This window comes from Acinetobacter sp. GN11 (assembly GCF_054823985.1).
In genome coordinates, this window is sequence record NZ_JRVL01000048.1 from 1 (window position 1) to 13,203 (window position 13,203).

Sequence of the window (13,203 nt, forward strand, 5' to 3'; positions counted from 1 at the left end):
ATGCTCTTCAATAATAGGGCTATTAGCAATGACAACTGGCACATCGGGGTAGAGCTTAGCGGCTTGCTGAAGCAAAATTTTAGTAGCTACAGCAGAGGCCGCACCGCAGCTAAACCAGCAAACGATGCGATTTACTTTCATCCCTCAGCTCCCGATTCGCTTGCTTCACTTAACTCACACGCAAGATTATGGGCATAACCGCGAGCTTCGTAACATTCAGGACACCCAAGTTCCTCTGAACGATTAGCCATGCAATGCCATTCGTGCAACTTATCCTTCGAAACTAAAACATAACCCTCTGGCACCGCCTGAGCTTTGGCTTTTTGCCACAATTCCCATTTCTCTTCCATGAAACTATCAACATATTTTCCAATATATGAATATTCATCTTCATCAAGGTCTTCTTCAGTGAAAACCTCAAACAAACTTTCTTTTATCGCACATGGTTTTTTTGAGTGTTCAAAGCGCTCAAAAGCCTCTCTTTCCTTATTCAAATCTGTCATGTCATCACCCAATTACTGTAAATTTGAAATTCTTTAAGTTAATAGCAGTCATCTTGTTGCAGTGCTGACACTTGGTTCGGGCTCTTTTCTTTAGCTCCTCAAGGTCTTCACTAATCTGCTTTTTCTGCTCTGTAATCCTTGTTTGTTGTCTTGACCAATACTTCATAGTGTCTTTGATCCACATCACAGGATTTACTTTTGCTCCGCACTTCATGCATGTAAGCTCTAAAGCTTTAGTGTCAATCTCTACTTGAGCGTGCTGACACTTGCGAAGATTTGTTCTTGGGAAAGGGACTACATTTTCATCGACATTCAAAACGATGTGATCTTGAAAAGGGTAGTTCATATTCCCTCTGTATTCTTGATCTGTCATGCTGCTGCTCCCAAAATCACCTGTTTCCGCTTGTCCAGTTCTTCTAAGAATTGATCAACACGGTTATTAATTTCTGTTATTACTTTCTCGTCTCGGTATAGACGCTTTACAAACAAAGGCATTGAAGGGCAGTAGCTAATGAAATCAATCCACTCGCGTTCCGCTGCTGATATACCGCCCATGCATTGGTAGTAATGCTCTGGTGGCAAAACACCTTCATAAAGGATCTGAGCCTGTAGCTTCGGAAGCTTTGACTTAACTTCTGTCAACCCGTTTGAACCCACTAAGCCATCAGGGCTATAACCAAACTTCTCACCGATAATGAATCCGCACTTACCAACTTCATTACCTGTCTGCATTTCGTAAAGTTCAATAACCATTGGCTCATGAACATGTCCGCGCTCTGTATGGAATCCTGAAAAGCTTTCTTTAGGCTCACCAGTGATTTGCTCGCCAATCAACTCATACATATACGTGATTGCACCCTTTCCGAATTTCTCACTACCTTTGCCTTTAGAGAAAACCGCCTCAAGCTCTGAGCAGGTGATTAGACCTGCTCTTGCTTGTAACCATTCAGGTGAACCTTGTTCACAATCAAGTATTAGCATTGCCATTTCCTTGTTTGATCAACTTATTCAATGCAGATTGAGCTTTGGTAAATAGAGACTTATTGATGTTCTCAATAGTCCCGAATTGCTCAAAGAATAGTTGTTGCTGGAAGGGCTCAAGACGATCATGAAGACCTGTTAGCATTTGGATTTGCTCAGGTGTCATAGGGCAAAAAGGCTTAGCCGCAAACCCGTTGTCGTCTTCTTTTGCTGTAGTGATATTTAAGATGGCGCAAAGGGTATAGCGCTTACCGTATGTGACACTTGAACCTAAAGCTTGAACTGCATTTTTAGATCCAGAGGTATCAGCATTTAATTCCATGCTTGTGCTTTCACGATGCCCATCTTTGTGCATCAAGACACATGTAACCTTTACCTTTGTTGGCTCAGGATGCTCAACACGATAAGAAGTTGCGAAGCCAAACTTAGAAAGAATAGGGCGAACAACTGCATCAATAGTTTCTAATGCTGCATAAGTAATATTATGACCATTAGAAGTTTCAGCAATTACTGGAATTTCAGGAGCCATCATTGCAAAGTCACGGTCAAAAGCCATTTCAGCTTGCTTAGCCATAACTCGCTCTTGCATGTCTAGCATCTTTTCAATGATTGCCATGTCTGGCGTGGGGCTGCTTAGCACACGTTCAATTAAACCAAAGAGTTGATTATTCTGATCTTGAATCATTGGAACTTGTGTATTTACTGGCGCATTCATAATCTTCTCCTAATTCTTTTCACTTGCTATATATCTTTTAACTAAAGGGATTAGTTCTCTTTGAGCTGTTAAGTGGTCACCCTGAAACCTGTCATAGATTGGGTAAAACCTATCTTTCGCTTCAACTTGTAGAACCTGAAAATCACCTTTTCCTTCTCGATACTGAATTTGGTTTTCAATAAGCCAAGACTTAAAACTTTCTAGTTTTGACTTATGGAGTAGGGCGCGTTTCGACATCACCCACCTCTCAACTCATTGATTTTTTCTTCCCTTGCCAGCTCTTCTAACTCTTCATTGATTGCTTGAATCTGAGTTGAAGTTAAGGCGAAAGGCTGACCATCTATAGCATCTACAAATTCGTATTCTTCAACATGTGGACGACTAAATTCAGTCACTTGAAGCATTGTGAAATTAACGTCTTGTGCATACTGAGGATTGCCTTCATCCCACTCAAAAGAGCTTTCTTTCTCTATGCCGCTGCACTTACCAACAACAAAGATGTGTTCTTTACTTGGACAGATCAGAGAGAAGTAAATCTCATCGTTAATTACTTCCACATTTGTTGCTTCAAGGCTTGTGAATACCGCAGCATCAAATACAAGGTTCGCTAACATATTCATGAGTTAGTACCTCTCAGCTTGTCTGCAAATGCATTGCGTTCTTCGCGAGTTTTGAACTCGTAAGTGACTGCATAAACCAACGAATTGTGTTGAGTTTCTTTTTGTGGTTTAGGAAGTTCGGAATTAACCTTGATCGTGCGAGGAACTATCCTGAAACTGAAATCAGGAAACTTCTCATGATTAAGGAAAACACCAATATTGCAGTTAAGTGCTGTATCCCAATCTTGTTCCCCATAACCTGAGTACTGGACATTCTCACCAGCTAATAGGGCTTTGTGCGCCTCCGCACCGCTAATCAAGGCTGGGTCTTGGGTTTGAGCGATTGGCTTTAAACCGTTTCGCAAATCAGTGTCAGAACCAAGATGAGTAGCCCAACATTTATCTAAATTGTTCCAGACTTTGTAATCTTGGGTATCAAGGCCTAATACTGGTTTGCCACAGTAGGTGTAATTCGCATCCTTCACATCATTACGCTTCAACACAACAAGGTCGCGGAGTTGAGGGAGGGTGAGTTCTTGGCCACAATGATAAGAATATGATTCCCATCCCCCATAAGTAACCAAACCATCTTTTAGAAATAAATACTTTTCTACATATGGTATTTCCCTAATGTCAGTTTTAAGATCATGCCAAGTTCCACCCAACTGGAACATCAACTCCTGAGCCACTTTGCTCTCAGCTTCATCTTTAACTTTGATTTTGTAGTTATCCATGAGAGGGCTCCTCTGGGCGTTTTTGGTAGCAAGGCCCATTTCCTACTAATTCATAATCAAAATCTGGCGCGCTCTCGCAATTCCATGATGCATATTCACTTCCGAAGAAGATGCGACCTTTGAGTACAGGCTCTTGGTCAAACCAATATGATCCTTGAACATCTTGAACCCAAAAATTTGCCCAGCTAGGTGCTTGTGACCAGTCAACATTAACTGCTTGGTTTATATTCCGAGTAAATGAGTCTTTGCTATCCAAAGCAGTTACTTTTGATATCTCGGCAAGCATTGCGTCTGCTACTTCATATGCACGAGCGGCTAGAGCGTTTTCATTTGCCCAAGTGAAATCTTCACCTTGGGCTGACAACTCGCCTTGCATAACAGCAATTGCAAACTGATCACGTAAAGTTAGTGCTTCCATCACTTCACCCCCTCAACCTGAACGCCTTCTTGTTTCTTCATCACATACACAACCTCAATTTGGCCTTGCAGTGACTCCTTGATTAGTTCTTGGAAACCCTTAAGAACGTCTGTTATAGTTTCAGCAGTTACAGTGGCAGGGCGAACAGCTAAAGCCTCAACGCCTACGATTAGTTTTCTTTTGTCTGAGATATTCATTAGTTAGCTCCTTCCACTTGCACACGCACATACATGTTCTGTTTTGCTTTTAGTTCGTTTGCTGCTTGTTCGTCAGCACAGCCACGTAAAAGACCAACAGCTAAAAAGAACACTACCCAGAACAATAGGAAGGCTAATGTTCCATCCTTAAAGGCTTGGCTAAACTTGTACTTTTCGATTCTTTGATTCATACTTATCTCACTCATTGAGTAAAAGTCCCTGTCCGTCGAAAGCTAGGGGCTTTTTTGTTATCTTGTGAGATAATAGTAAACGTGGTGTTTACTGTAGTCAAGAAGAAAAGCAAACAAATGTTTATTATTTTGTTTTCTTGTTTCTAAACATAGACATAAAAAAGACCGCATTAAGCGGCCCTTTTGAAACACTATGTTTATTTGTTTATGGAAGTGAGTTCTGTACGTTAAATGCGTAAGCAACTACACAAAATTCCTGATCTATTACTTCCTCAGCTGTAAGATATTCATCTGGGTACTCTTCCTTGTTCTCGCTAACTATCTTAACGCCACCTTTTGGCAGCCTGTACAAATACTTAAATTTAAACAAACCCCCATGGTTAATTGCATAAATTTTACCGTCAACAATATTCGTTCTGCCTACATCAACATAGACGGTAGCACCGCTGTTAATAACAGGAGACATTGAGTTTCCAAATGCCGTTAGCGCATAAGCGTTTGAAGGTTCAACACCATATTGCCTTAAGGTCGCCTTACTTAATCTTAATTTTCTTGTTTCATTGCCGACCATTTCAGCTAAAGACCCCGATCCACATGACACTAATACCTCTTTATAAAAAGGTATTTCCACTTCGTCATTATCTACTGGAGTGTCTGAATCCCACTCTACGACTTTAGTTACATTTCCCTGTGATTTACTTCCTTCCCCTTTAAGAATCCAGTTAGCACCAACACCAAAAATAGCAGCTGCTTTAAGTGCGCCTGCCTTTGATACTCCACGTTTCTTCCAGTTTGTAATTGTCTGTGGGAATTCGTCAATAGCCTTGGCAGTTTCTTCTTGTGTCATGCCACTTGCTTCTAAAAGTCTTAGCACCGATGGGTGGGCTGGCTTTTCGTCTTTCATCACAGTATCCAAGGTTTTCATTAAACACATTATCCAAAAAAGTAAACACTTTGTGTTAAACAAATGATTTGACAATAGGAAACACGATGTTTACTATGTACTAAACAAATGTTTACTTGAGGCGACCATGTCAATTGAAGCTGACAAAGAAATTCTCTTGAAGCTTGGTGGCTCTACAAAAGTGGCAGAGCTGCTTGGCTTCAAAGATAAGCAACGTGTCCAGAACTGGATGAAGCGTGGAATACCAGCAAAGATCAAATTGCAGTACCCACACATTTTTTTAAACCCAAATATTCAAAGTCATAACGCTGCATAGGAATCACCATGAGCAAAGTATCAGTAGAAATGTCTGCAAGCGCTATCAATAACGCTTCGATCATTTTGAAAGCGCTAAATGCAAGCAATCAAGGAAAGGTTGCTGAAGGACTCAGAGTGGACGGAAGCACATTATCTCGCATGAAAAATGATAAGAAATCCAATGACTTGACAGAGGTTGAATTTATTAGCGCTTTATTGGCAGCTATTGGATTGAAGGTTGTTGATTCGAGCGATGTTTATTGTTCGGAAGAAGTTGCAGAGGCAACACGTGTTTATTTACGTAACGCATTCAACTCACCTGAGTACATGCGAATTTTATTCAAATAAAAAAGCCTGATTTCGTGGATCAGGCTTAAGTATTCATCAATTAGGAACCAATGAATGAAAACAAATTTAGCACAAGAGCCGCCAATCCCGCAAGGAGAGTTGGTTCGTTTTCCGAAGAAAGAGCGTAATGCTATGTCGGATCAATTATCAAAAGGCTTCATTATGAAAAGCCGTCTTTACCATTACGAGGTAGAGCCGTTCATTTCTGATGCTGCTAAAAACGTATATTCAGCGATTATGGGGTTTACTAACGGATTTAATAAGCCTTCTGATCACATCTCACATCGTCAATTGCAGGGCGGAAAGCTTAAAGGATCTAACAAGCTTAGCTCTGGAACAGTAACTAATGGTCTAAAAGAATTAACTTGGTTTGAAGTTGTAAGTGTTGTTGAGCGTAATAACAAATTAGGCAACAAATACCAGATTAATGAAGTGTCATTGGTAGATGCTTTTGAGAAGTTTAGCGCTTCAGAAATTAAAGCACTCCGCATCAATAACCGATGCGCTTCGATTAGTGAAGCGCTTCAATTAGTGGTGCAGTCCGCTTCGACTAGTGGTGCGGAAGGTGCTTCGACTAGTGGTGCATCAATAGAGTTTCTTTTTATAGATTCTTTTAGAAATATATTTATTAACTCGCTTCGCTCAAACAAACCACTTGAAGCTAGTTTTTATGTTTATCAAGAAACTCAAAAACAGATCATTCTTGAACAACAAAAACTGGAAGCTGAAGCAAAAGCTAAAGCTGAAAAAGAACGCAAAGACAAAGTACGTAAATTAAGTTTTGATGAAGTTATCAAACTCACTAAAAACACTTTTGCAAACCTTTGTGATCTTGAGCTATGGGAGCAGTTCGTAGCTAACCGCTCTCAACAAGCTAAAACTAAATTAACCAAGAATGCTTTGAATGTGATTTACAAGGACCTAAAAGCATGGGGTTTTGAAGCATCAAACCAGTCTCTTAAGACTGCAATTGCTGGCAACTATCAAGGCTTGTTCCCACCTAAACAACAAACTCAAGGTTTTGGAAATCAAAGCCAAGCTTCTACTCGCATGTCTGAAATTCAAGAGCTAATCGCACAAGAGGAGGCAGGCAATGAACAGTATGGTTTCTAATAATCAAAGAGCTGTGGCTCATATTAACTCTGCGAAAGTTGTGGCGATCTTCAAAGCAATTGCTCCTCGCTCTTTTGAAAAAACATTCGAAGGAATTGCAACTGAGCAAATCAATCATGCAATGAAACTCTGTCTTGATGGTCTTACACATGAGCAAGTGGACAAAGGCCTTTGTATGGTCCGTGACAATGGCTACTGTCCTGATCCTGCAATGTTCCGCAAATGGTGTTTAGGTATTGAAGGTTTTGGATCTGAGCAACAGCGTGCAATTGATTCCTACAAGAAGAAACATGCAGCGTTGATGAACATCATCAAGTGGCGTGAAAACCGCGACACAGTGATTACCAATGCTGAGAAAGAAGCATATGACCGTTGCTATGAAGGTTTTGTGAATCTTGAGTATGCAAGTAACTACGAGCGCGCATCTTACAACGTGTACGAAGCATTTAAGGAAAACTACACGGATGTTGTTAATGAACTAGTAGAGAAAGGTATTCCACAATCTGTATGGATTCGACCAGTAGAGATTGCTCGTAAAGTTGAGAAAAATACACCATGGCGAGAGCCTGAACCAGAAAAAACACCAGAGCAAAAAGCTCAAATGCAGGAATACATCAATCAACTTAAAGCTCTACTGAAACGCCCTGAAGGTGAAGATGGGGGGCTTGCATGAATCAACTCGAATTCTTATCTCAATTTAGCAATGCAGTTTTGAGTGGTGACAAGATTAGTTATGGGCACCACAAAAACCAAAGTAACCCACATATCGAGCCTTCCTTCCCATTCAATGAAAAGTGGCACAAGGCATGGGTAGAGAAACAAATAAAAAGCGGTGTTTTTAAAAATAGCAATGCCGTACTTGGAGGTGTTTCATGATGCTTTCAAAAATCAGAGAACAACTAGCCGTTGTGGCTCAACGTAATGGTCGACCACCTTATGATTTATGTGTGCTTAAGGCTGTTCAATTTGCTGTGATGAATGGCACTGATCACCCGCTTAAAGAGCATTTGAATAAGCCTCAAGTAGAGATAAAGCGAGTGTCGACTGTAAAAGGGCCCTCAGCTAAGTCAGGTCCTAAACGTGCTCAGGCAACTCCTGAAGAAATTAAAGAGTTATGTGAGTGGGTTGAAGATGAAGTAGGCCGTCAAGCAATGCTGGCTGAAAAGGCAGGCACTGCACCTTCGGTCCTATGGAGAATCAATAGAACTCAAACATGTACAAAGGCTCTATACAACCGTTTGATGACAGCTAGAAAAGAAATTGAAAAGCGCCAGAAAGGGAATCCACTCTTAAAAACCCGTAATGAAGCAATGGATAAAGGGTTGCCTTATTACACCGGAAGAGAGTGTGAAAAGTGCAAAACAACAACTCGCTATGTCACTTGCAATAAGTGCGTTCACTGCATGAATGAAGCTAATAAGCGCAAAAAGGAGATGGCAGCATGAGAAAGCGTAAACAGAATAAAGCTCAGCACTATCAACTCTCTTGGAATGTATTCAATGCAGTTGAAATCGTAGAGCAATACGAAAAGCAATCAGGTGATACAACCGGTCAATTGCCTTTACCAGTACTTATGAAGATTTACCAAGGTTCATTACTTACAGCTTTGCAGTTCGGGACTATTCCGAATCATCAGACTTATGGCGTGACTTTCTTTGCAAAGATCAAGAAGGATACAGGCGAGGAAGGGATTGTAGAGCGTGGATTCCGTATTGACACACCAATGAAGCTATCGGAGTTCATCAATGGCTATTCAGATTGCTATGTGAACAAAGGGCAAGGACTTAAAACCAAAGGATGGAAAGGCGCTAAGGAAGAGTGGCTATCAATGATGGATGAAGAGTTCAAAGGCGATACGTGTCTTGATGCGTGGGCAGTGGCTAATTGTTTGTATAAGGGGAAAGCGGCATGAGCAGATTACAGGTAGGCGGGTTGGCTTTGGTTATTAACTCATGTTCAGGTGCAAATGTTGGGAAGGTTGTTGAACTTCTTAGTCATCATGAGGCAGTCCGTTTTGATGATGGAGACGTTTGGGAAAACTGTTGGAAAGTAACTGGAGAAGGAATTAAAGGAACTGATGGTCAAGTTAAGCCTTGGGTTATTTCAAAAGCAGCTTGGCTTATGCCTCTAGGCGATGACAAAGGGATTGAACTCTACGGCTTGCGTGAAGAGATCATGACCAGACATGACAAGGAGGCGGTATGAACAAGAAAAAAGAGCCAGCCATGAGTGAGTTTAAAGAATTAGAAGCATGCCCACATGGTTATGACATTGCTTGTCTGATTTGTGGTTTTGGTACAGAGAATGGCAAGCGCGTTGATCGTAGAAAGCCTGTAGACCAAGTGTTTAGAGATGCATTTGAACATGGTCACGGCTTTGCAATGGTGTCAATTGAAGGTGTTGAGCATGTATCTCTTGCTCATGTAATTAACCCTTTCCCTTGTGAAGACCTAGGCGACGACTCCCACATAGAAAACCACATTTTGCCGAATTGCAAGGTAATTGGAGAATAAAAAATGACAACTATGTTTATTGATACAAATGGTGAGATGAGCTTTGTAGATAACGAGCGCCTTAAATTCATCATGCATTACCTGAAACAAGGCGCCGATTATTCTCTTGTTGCGATGAAGGATAGGAGATTTATCCGAGAAGATAGCGAGCTTTCTTTCACTGAAATCTGGATTCCAGCAGCAGAGCATCAACAAAGAAAGATTGATGAACAGCAAGCGAAAGTGGAGGGGCTAGAAGGCAAACTTAAACAGGCTTATGAAGATGTTGATACGTTTGCGACAGCACATGAAGCTCTTGAGCAACGCGTCGATAGAGATAGATCACTTATCCAATTCACACAAAAAGCAAATAAGGATTTGATCGCTGAACGTGACGAGCTGCAAAAACAATTCGATCAGCATGACAAGTTTCTACTTCAAAGAAATAAAGATGTTCAGGAGCTTTACGATATCAATGTGAAGCATGCAGCAGAAAAGGAAGAGCTGCAAAAGCGGGTGGACCTTATCCAAAGAAAACTTAACGCTGCCAAGGAAGGCCATTACGGTTTTAAAGATGAAGGTGCAGACATAGACAGCTTTATCTTTGATTTAGAGCAAGCGCTCAAGGGGGAAGGATGAATAAAACACAACAATTGCAGTCTGTAATGACTATCTGTAACGCCATTCTCTTTGCAAGTTTTAAGAATGGCTTCACAGGTATTTGCCTAATGATTTGCATGATATTCCTTATTCTTTCTGTTGTAAGGAGCGACCAATGACCACATTCAAAGAGGCTCAAAAGATTCAGTCACAAAAGGCAGCTCGTTCTAAGCGATTTAATAGAGTGCCTACAGAAGATCAAGAACAGATGACGCTCATGAGTTGGGCGCATCGTGTGAAGTATGGTTCAGGTCGTTTGAGTGATTACCTGTTCCACATCCCCAATGGTGGTTCGCGCAACATCATTGAAGCTGCAAAGTTTAAGAAGATGGGTGTGAAGGCTGGTGTTCCAGACCTTCAGCTTATCGTTCCCAATGGTCAGATTCATGGCTTATGGATTGAGTTAAAAGGCAAGAAAGGAAAGTTGCAACCAAGCCAGAGACTCATGATCCAACGCTTAGAAGAACAAGGTTACATGTGCAAAGTCTGCTTCGGTGCAGATGAAGCCATAGATGAAATTAAAAAGTATTTGATGATTTGAGGTGGCGTGATGGAAATATTTTTAGCAGTTCTTTTAGTGTTTTTTATCTTGTGGTCATCACCAAAAGGCGCAGTGGCATGTGCGGGACATGCATTAGTAATCACAGCATTTCTAGGCGCAATCACAGTAATGCATATTTACGGTTAAGGGGATAGGTATGAATGCGGCAGTAAATCACATTATGCAAACAACGGACTGGACTAAATACAGTCTAGAAGAATGGCTTTATCAATTTGGGGCTTGGATGTACTCAAATTCTGGAACTTGTGGAAAGAGCATAAACCCGATTGCTGTCGCTATGGATCAGGCAGCTAAGAAACGTAAGCAAGAGGTGAAAGGTAAAGATCAGATCATGGCAGATTGGTTGTGTTCTGATGACTCAATCACTCCTAAAGGGCGAGGCAAAGGAATTACTTGCGAAATCACAGACAATGAAGCACGTGCAGTTCAGCGTCTCATTCTGGATATGCAAGGGCAGTCAGAAATTCTTGATGAGTGGCTTGATGCGGTTATTGATCGTTACTTCTATGGCAATCCATTCTCAGCGTTAGTAAATGAAACGCGTACCTTGATGGACGCTAAGTTTGATGTCAAATGTGGGCTTGCGGCAATTCATACTCGTTACCCATTTATTGCTCACAGCGCAAAGATCAAAAGAGTTGATATCTGATTATTGATGTGACGTCATCAATGTTATATATTCGTGTTATAGTGGTGCGAAGTGTAAGTAAGGCATCACTGAATAATGTCAGACCTATTGCGCAACGGGATAAGCTCCGATTAATTAGGATTCTGGCTCCCAGATTTAAAAGCTCATCATCCGATGGGCTTTTTGCTTTTTGGAGGTTCACATGCTCCGAATAATTAAGCAGGTCTTTTGCATACATGTCTGGGAATATGGATCGGATTACAACGACGACCCAATCAAAGAATGCAGAAAGTGTGGAAAGATTAAGTGTTTGTAGTGATATAACACTAATATATCAATCACTTACATTACAATTGGGTATTGCATTTAATCAGAAAGAGCCGCAGTATTAAGCCTTAATATTAGTTTTAATAAGGTTTAGATATGACTGGCGTTTCTACATCAACTACAACATTCAATCAGATTTTTGGTTGGATTTTTAATAACCCCAACCAACCAGCAACAGGCTTAAGAGTAATTCCAGAATTAGCATTGAGCGAAATAGAGCAGGGTGCTATTGGTCAGCTTCAAGACTATTGCAAAAAACATGAACTTCCTTTGAATATTGAAAGCATTAGGGAAAATACGATTAGCATAAAAGTCACAGTATGAAGTTGTAAGTTTACATCCCTGTCGTTTGACGGGGTTTTCTTTTTTGGAGAGTACCATGGATGATTATTCAAGAAGAATGCAAGAAAGAATAAGAAAGGCGGATCGAGCAGACAACATTCATGGCTGCATCTGTTTGAGCTCAGTCTTGGTAATCTTAGGTTTAGCTGTCTATGGCGCTTATAAGCTAATAATGGGGTGAATATGGACACAATCGAAGCGAAGAAGAATTTAAATGCTTTGTGCAATGAAATAGAAAAGCTTCAAAATCTTTCACGTGGTTTGATGACTGCGAAAGAGATGCTTGATATTGACGCGAAGATTAAGCGACACAAAGACCAAGTGAAGAATATTAGAAGTAATCTTCATGCGTGATGCAAAGCGACTTGCAGCAATAAGAAAATTACCATGCGTTAGATGTGGATATTCTCACTCTCAAGCGGCTCATTCTAATTCTGGTAAGCATGGCAAGGGCAAAGGAATAAAAGCCTCAGATGCGTTTACAGTGCCTATCTGCCATAAATGTCATCACTTATTTGACACATACCAGCTAGGCACAAGACAAGAATCGGAAGTGATGTTTGATCAATGGTTAGAAAAAACAGAGCGCATGCTTAATCTTAAAGATAGGGAAGTTTTTTGATATAATTGATTCAAATAAACATTGGTGACTGCCATGCAAGAATTAAATAATTATCTCCATCGAAACTATGCCGTTATGGTTGATAAGCAGAAAGGTCGAGTAGGACAATTCTCAACATTTACAAAAAATGATGGCGAATACAATGTCTCTGTTCTTTTATCTTGTTTTGATGACAATGAGCTTGAAGAAGTACAGGTAAGCTTGAAGAAAGGCATGGATCGATGGACAAGCAGATTACTACCAAAAGACTTTGCCAAAGCAAAAGAGTTGCGTCTCGATATTGATGAAGTTTTTAAAGTAACTGTTGATAGGCTTAAGTCGGAATTTCAAGAGCAAAGTGGTAATGAGCTTGTAGATCGATTTGGTGGTAGAGAAAAGGTAAAAGAAGCTACTAAAACCAAAGCTATTGACGATGTTTACTGCTGGGAGCTTGAAAGATGGGTTACACATCCATACTGGGTTGCTAATTTAAAAGACAACCATACTGGCGTAACCCTTAGAGAGTTAGCAATAGCCGCAAAAGTCTAGAAAGAAAAGATAATCATTAAGCCACCCTCGGGTGGTTTTTTA

General features: G+C 40.6%; 28 protein-coding genes. 17 read left to right on the forward strand and 11 right to left on the reverse strand.

Annotated features, from left to right (window positions below; translation table 11 throughout):
- Window positions 1-137: 137 nt before the first annotated feature.
- From NL42_RS06025 to NL42_RS06075, 11 genes are all read right to left on the reverse strand, one after another.
- Window positions 138-503, reverse strand: coding sequence for a hypothetical protein (locus tag NL42_RS06025; protein ID WP_461312101.1), 366 nt, complete (start codon window positions 501-503; stop codon window positions 138-140).
- A 4-nt stretch (window positions 504-507) separates the two neighbouring features.
- A complete protein-coding gene (locus NL42_RS06030; RefSeq protein ID WP_461312102.1) occupies window positions 508-876 on the reverse strand; it encodes a hypothetical protein in 369 nt (122 codons plus the stop codon).
- Window positions 873-1,484, reverse strand: coding sequence for a lambda exonuclease family protein (locus NL42_RS06035; RefSeq protein ID WP_461312103.1), 612 nt, complete (start codon window positions 1,482-1,484; stop codon window positions 873-875). Before NL42_RS06035 ends, NL42_RS06030 begins: the two co-directional genes overlap by 4 nt.
- Entirely contained in the window at window positions 1,471-2,199 is a 729-nt protein-coding gene (locus tag NL42_RS06040; RefSeq protein ID WP_461312104.1) for an ERF family protein, read from the reverse strand. Before NL42_RS06040 ends, NL42_RS06035 begins: the two co-directional genes overlap by 14 nt.
- A gap of 9 nt (window positions 2,200-2,208) precedes the next feature.
- Complete coding sequence (locus NL42_RS06045) at window positions 2,209-2,436, reverse strand: hypothetical protein (RefSeq protein WP_461312105.1); 228 nt, start codon at window positions 2,434-2,436, stop codon at window positions 2,209-2,211.
- Complete coding sequence (locus NL42_RS06050) at window positions 2,436-2,819, reverse strand: hypothetical protein (RefSeq protein WP_461312106.1); 384 nt, start codon at window positions 2,817-2,819, stop codon at window positions 2,436-2,438. Before NL42_RS06050 ends, NL42_RS06045 begins: the two co-directional genes overlap by 1 nt.
- Window positions 2,816-3,532, reverse strand: coding sequence for a hypothetical protein (locus tag NL42_RS06055; RefSeq protein ID WP_461312107.1), 717 nt, complete (start codon window positions 3,530-3,532; stop codon window positions 2,816-2,818). Before NL42_RS06055 ends, NL42_RS06050 begins: the two co-directional genes overlap by 4 nt.
- Window positions 3,525-3,950, reverse strand: a complete 426-nt coding sequence (locus NL42_RS06060; protein ID WP_461312108.1) for a hypothetical protein — start codon at window positions 3,948-3,950, stop codon at window positions 3,525-3,527. The genes NL42_RS06055 and NL42_RS06060 overlap by 8 nt, the downstream gene beginning before the upstream one ends.
- The gene (locus NL42_RS06065) at window positions 3,950-4,147 is read right to left on the reverse strand and encodes a hypothetical protein (protein ID WP_461312109.1); all 198 of its coding nucleotides are present in this window, start codon (window positions 4,145-4,147) and stop codon (window positions 3,950-3,952) included. The genes NL42_RS06060 and NL42_RS06065 overlap by 1 nt, the downstream gene beginning before the upstream one ends.
- Window positions 4,147-4,338, reverse strand: a complete 192-nt coding sequence (locus NL42_RS06070; RefSeq protein WP_461312110.1) for a hypothetical protein — start codon at window positions 4,336-4,338, stop codon at window positions 4,147-4,149. The genes NL42_RS06065 and NL42_RS06070 overlap by 1 nt, the downstream gene beginning before the upstream one ends.
- Window positions 4,339-4,543: 205 nt before the next feature.
- Window positions 4,544-5,263 carry a S24 family peptidase gene (locus NL42_RS06075; protein WP_198079335.1) on the reverse strand — a complete coding sequence of 240 codons (720 nt, stop codon included), beginning with the start codon at window positions 5,261-5,263 and terminating at the stop codon, window positions 4,544-4,546.
- 106 nt (window positions 5,264-5,369) lie between these two features.
- Here NL42_RS06075 and NL42_RS06080 point away from each other — a divergent pair, with 106 nt between their 5' ends.
- From NL42_RS06080 to NL42_RS06160, 17 genes are all read left to right on the forward strand, one after another.
- Entirely contained in the window at window positions 5,370-5,558 is a 189-nt protein-coding gene (locus tag NL42_RS06080; RefSeq protein WP_000020964.1) for a hypothetical protein, read from the forward strand.
- Between the two features lie 8 nt (window positions 5,559-5,566).
- Complete coding sequence (locus NL42_RS06085) at window positions 5,567-5,887, forward strand: XRE family transcriptional regulator (protein ID WP_461312111.1); 321 nt, start codon at window positions 5,567-5,569, stop codon at window positions 5,885-5,887.
- 54 nt (window positions 5,888-5,941) lie between these two features.
- Window positions 5,942-7,000 carry a hypothetical protein gene (locus NL42_RS06090; protein WP_461312112.1) on the forward strand — a complete coding sequence of 353 codons (1,059 nt, stop codon included), beginning with the start codon at window positions 5,942-5,944 and terminating at the stop codon, window positions 6,998-7,000.
- Window positions 6,981-7,673: a hypothetical protein gene (locus NL42_RS06095; protein WP_461312113.1), complete on the forward strand. Its 693-nt coding sequence runs from the start codon at window positions 6,981-6,983 to the stop codon at window positions 7,671-7,673. The genes NL42_RS06090 and NL42_RS06095 overlap by 20 nt, the downstream gene beginning before the upstream one ends.
- A complete protein-coding gene (locus tag NL42_RS06100; RefSeq protein WP_461312114.1) occupies window positions 7,670-7,876 on the forward strand; it encodes a hypothetical protein in 207 nt (68 codons plus the stop codon). Before NL42_RS06095 ends, NL42_RS06100 begins: the two co-directional genes overlap by 4 nt.
- Complete coding sequence (locus tag NL42_RS06105) at window positions 7,876-8,445, forward strand: hypothetical protein (protein WP_461312115.1); 570 nt, start codon at window positions 7,876-7,878, stop codon at window positions 8,443-8,445. The genes NL42_RS06100 and NL42_RS06105 overlap by 1 nt, the downstream gene beginning before the upstream one ends.
- Window positions 8,442-8,912 (forward strand): hypothetical protein, encoded by a 471-nt coding sequence (locus NL42_RS06110; RefSeq protein ID WP_461312116.1) that lies wholly within the window; start codon window positions 8,442-8,444, stop codon window positions 8,910-8,912. Before NL42_RS06105 ends, NL42_RS06110 begins: the two co-directional genes overlap by 4 nt.
- Window positions 8,909-9,205, forward strand: a complete 297-nt coding sequence (locus NL42_RS06115) for a hypothetical protein (RefSeq protein ID WP_461312117.1) — start codon at window positions 8,909-8,911, stop codon at window positions 9,203-9,205. The genes NL42_RS06110 and NL42_RS06115 overlap by 4 nt, the downstream gene beginning before the upstream one ends.
- Window positions 9,202-9,513 (forward strand): hypothetical protein, encoded by a 312-nt coding sequence (locus NL42_RS06120; protein WP_461312118.1) that lies wholly within the window; start codon window positions 9,202-9,204, stop codon window positions 9,511-9,513. Before NL42_RS06115 ends, NL42_RS06120 begins: the two co-directional genes overlap by 4 nt.
- A gap of 3 nt (window positions 9,514-9,516) precedes the next feature.
- Window positions 9,517-10,131: a hypothetical protein gene (locus NL42_RS06125; protein ID WP_461312119.1), complete on the forward strand. Its 615-nt coding sequence runs from the start codon at window positions 9,517-9,519 to the stop codon at window positions 10,129-10,131.
- Between the two features lie 136 nt (window positions 10,132-10,267).
- A complete protein-coding gene (locus NL42_RS06130) occupies window positions 10,268-10,693 on the forward strand; it encodes a VRR-NUC domain-containing protein (RefSeq protein WP_446089880.1) in 426 nt (141 codons plus the stop codon).
- Between the two features lie 9 nt (window positions 10,694-10,702).
- Window positions 10,703-10,840 (forward strand): hypothetical protein, encoded by a 138-nt coding sequence (locus tag NL42_RS06135; RefSeq protein ID WP_461312120.1) that lies wholly within the window; start codon window positions 10,703-10,705, stop codon window positions 10,838-10,840.
- A 10-nt stretch (window positions 10,841-10,850) separates the two neighbouring features.
- Window positions 10,851-11,363, forward strand: a complete 513-nt coding sequence (locus NL42_RS06140) for a hypothetical protein (protein WP_461312121.1) — start codon at window positions 10,851-10,853, stop codon at window positions 11,361-11,363.
- Between the two features lie 402 nt (window positions 11,364-11,765).
- Window positions 11,766-11,993, forward strand: a complete 228-nt coding sequence (locus tag NL42_RS06145) for a hypothetical protein (RefSeq protein ID WP_461312122.1) — start codon at window positions 11,766-11,768, stop codon at window positions 11,991-11,993.
- A gap of 201 nt (window positions 11,994-12,194) precedes the next feature.
- A complete protein-coding gene (locus NL42_RS06150; protein ID WP_009499843.1) occupies window positions 12,195-12,365 on the forward strand; it encodes a hypothetical protein in 171 nt (56 codons plus the stop codon).
- Window positions 12,358-12,633, forward strand: coding sequence for a DUF968 domain-containing protein (locus NL42_RS06155; RefSeq protein WP_461312123.1), 276 nt, complete (start codon window positions 12,358-12,360; stop codon window positions 12,631-12,633). The genes NL42_RS06150 and NL42_RS06155 overlap by 8 nt, the downstream gene beginning before the upstream one ends.
- Before the next feature lie 33 nt (window positions 12,634-12,666).
- Entirely contained in the window at window positions 12,667-13,161 is a 495-nt protein-coding gene (locus tag NL42_RS06160; RefSeq protein ID WP_461312124.1) for a hypothetical protein, read from the forward strand.
- The last annotated feature ends 42 nt before the right edge of the window (window positions 13,162-13,203 follow it).

Excerpts from the sequence above, each read along its gene's own strand:
- NL42_RS06025 (WP_461312101.1), bottom strand. The coding sequence starts at position 503 with ATGACAGATTTGAATAAGGAAAGAGAGGCTTTTGAGCGCTTTGAACAC.
- NL42_RS06030 (WP_461312102.1), bottom strand. The coding sequence starts at position 876 with ATGACAGATCAAGAATACAGAGGGAATATGAACTACCCTTTTCAAGAT.
- NL42_RS06035 (WP_461312103.1), bottom strand. The coding sequence starts at position 1,484 with ATGCTAATACTTGATTGTGAACAAGGTTCACCTGAATGGTTACAAGCA.
- NL42_RS06040 (WP_461312104.1), bottom strand. The coding sequence starts at position 2,199 with ATGAATGCGCCAGTAAATACACAAGTTCCAATGATTCAAGATCAGAAT.
- NL42_RS06045 (WP_461312105.1), bottom strand. The coding sequence starts at position 2,436 with ATGTCGAAACGCGCCCTACTCCATAAGTCAAAACTAGAAAGTTTTAAG.
- NL42_RS06050 (WP_461312106.1), bottom strand. The coding sequence starts at position 2,819 with ATGAATATGTTAGCGAACCTTGTATTTGATGCTGCGGTATTCACAAGC.
- NL42_RS06055 (WP_461312107.1), bottom strand. The coding sequence starts at position 3,532 with ATGGATAACTACAAAATCAAAGTTAAAGATGAAGCTGAGAGCAAAGTG.
- NL42_RS06060 (WP_461312108.1), bottom strand. The coding sequence starts at position 3,950 with ATGGAAGCACTAACTTTACGTGATCAGTTTGCAATTGCTGTTATGCAA.
- NL42_RS06065 (WP_461312109.1), bottom strand. The coding sequence starts at position 4,147 with ATGAATATCTCAGACAAAAGAAAACTAATCGTAGGCGTTGAGGCTTTA.
- NL42_RS06070 (WP_461312110.1), bottom strand. The coding sequence starts at position 4,338 with ATGAATCAAAGAATCGAAAAGTACAAGTTTAGCCAAGCCTTTAAGGAT.
- NL42_RS06075 (WP_198079335.1), bottom strand. The coding sequence starts at position 5,263 with ATGAAAACCTTGGATACTGTGATGAAAGACGAAAAGCCAGCCCACCCA.
- NL42_RS06080 (WP_000020964.1), top strand. The coding sequence starts at position 5,370 with ATGTCAATTGAAGCTGACAAAGAAATTCTCTTGAAGCTTGGTGGCTCT.
- NL42_RS06085 (WP_461312111.1), top strand. The coding sequence starts at position 5,567 with ATGAGCAAAGTATCAGTAGAAATGTCTGCAAGCGCTATCAATAACGCT.
- NL42_RS06090 (WP_461312112.1), top strand. The coding sequence starts at position 5,942 with ATGAAAACAAATTTAGCACAAGAGCCGCCAATCCCGCAAGGAGAGTTG.
- NL42_RS06095 (WP_461312113.1), top strand. The coding sequence starts at position 6,981 with ATGAACAGTATGGTTTCTAATAATCAAAGAGCTGTGGCTCATATTAAC.
- NL42_RS06100 (WP_461312114.1), top strand. The coding sequence starts at position 7,670 with ATGAATCAACTCGAATTCTTATCTCAATTTAGCAATGCAGTTTTGAGT.
- NL42_RS06105 (WP_461312115.1), top strand. The coding sequence starts at position 7,876 with ATGCTTTCAAAAATCAGAGAACAACTAGCCGTTGTGGCTCAACGTAAT.
- NL42_RS06110 (WP_461312116.1), top strand. The coding sequence starts at position 8,442 with ATGAGAAAGCGTAAACAGAATAAAGCTCAGCACTATCAACTCTCTTGG.
- NL42_RS06115 (WP_461312117.1), top strand. The coding sequence starts at position 8,909 with ATGAGCAGATTACAGGTAGGCGGGTTGGCTTTGGTTATTAACTCATGT.
- NL42_RS06120 (WP_461312118.1), top strand. The coding sequence starts at position 9,202 with ATGAACAAGAAAAAAGAGCCAGCCATGAGTGAGTTTAAAGAATTAGAA.
- NL42_RS06125 (WP_461312119.1), top strand. The coding sequence starts at position 9,517 with ATGACAACTATGTTTATTGATACAAATGGTGAGATGAGCTTTGTAGAT.
- NL42_RS06130 (WP_446089880.1), top strand. The coding sequence starts at position 10,268 with ATGACCACATTCAAAGAGGCTCAAAAGATTCAGTCACAAAAGGCAGCT.
- NL42_RS06135 (WP_461312120.1), top strand. The coding sequence starts at position 10,703 with ATGGAAATATTTTTAGCAGTTCTTTTAGTGTTTTTTATCTTGTGGTCA.
- NL42_RS06140 (WP_461312121.1), top strand. The coding sequence starts at position 10,851 with ATGAATGCGGCAGTAAATCACATTATGCAAACAACGGACTGGACTAAA.
- NL42_RS06145 (WP_461312122.1), top strand. The coding sequence starts at position 11,766 with ATGACTGGCGTTTCTACATCAACTACAACATTCAATCAGATTTTTGGT.
- NL42_RS06150 (WP_009499843.1), top strand. The coding sequence starts at position 12,195 with ATGGACACAATCGAAGCGAAGAAGAATTTAAATGCTTTGTGCAATGAA.
- NL42_RS06155 (WP_461312123.1), top strand. The coding sequence starts at position 12,358 with ATGCGTGATGCAAAGCGACTTGCAGCAATAAGAAAATTACCATGCGTT.
- NL42_RS06160 (WP_461312124.1), top strand. The coding sequence starts at position 12,667 with ATGCAAGAATTAAATAATTATCTCCATCGAAACTATGCCGTTATGGTT.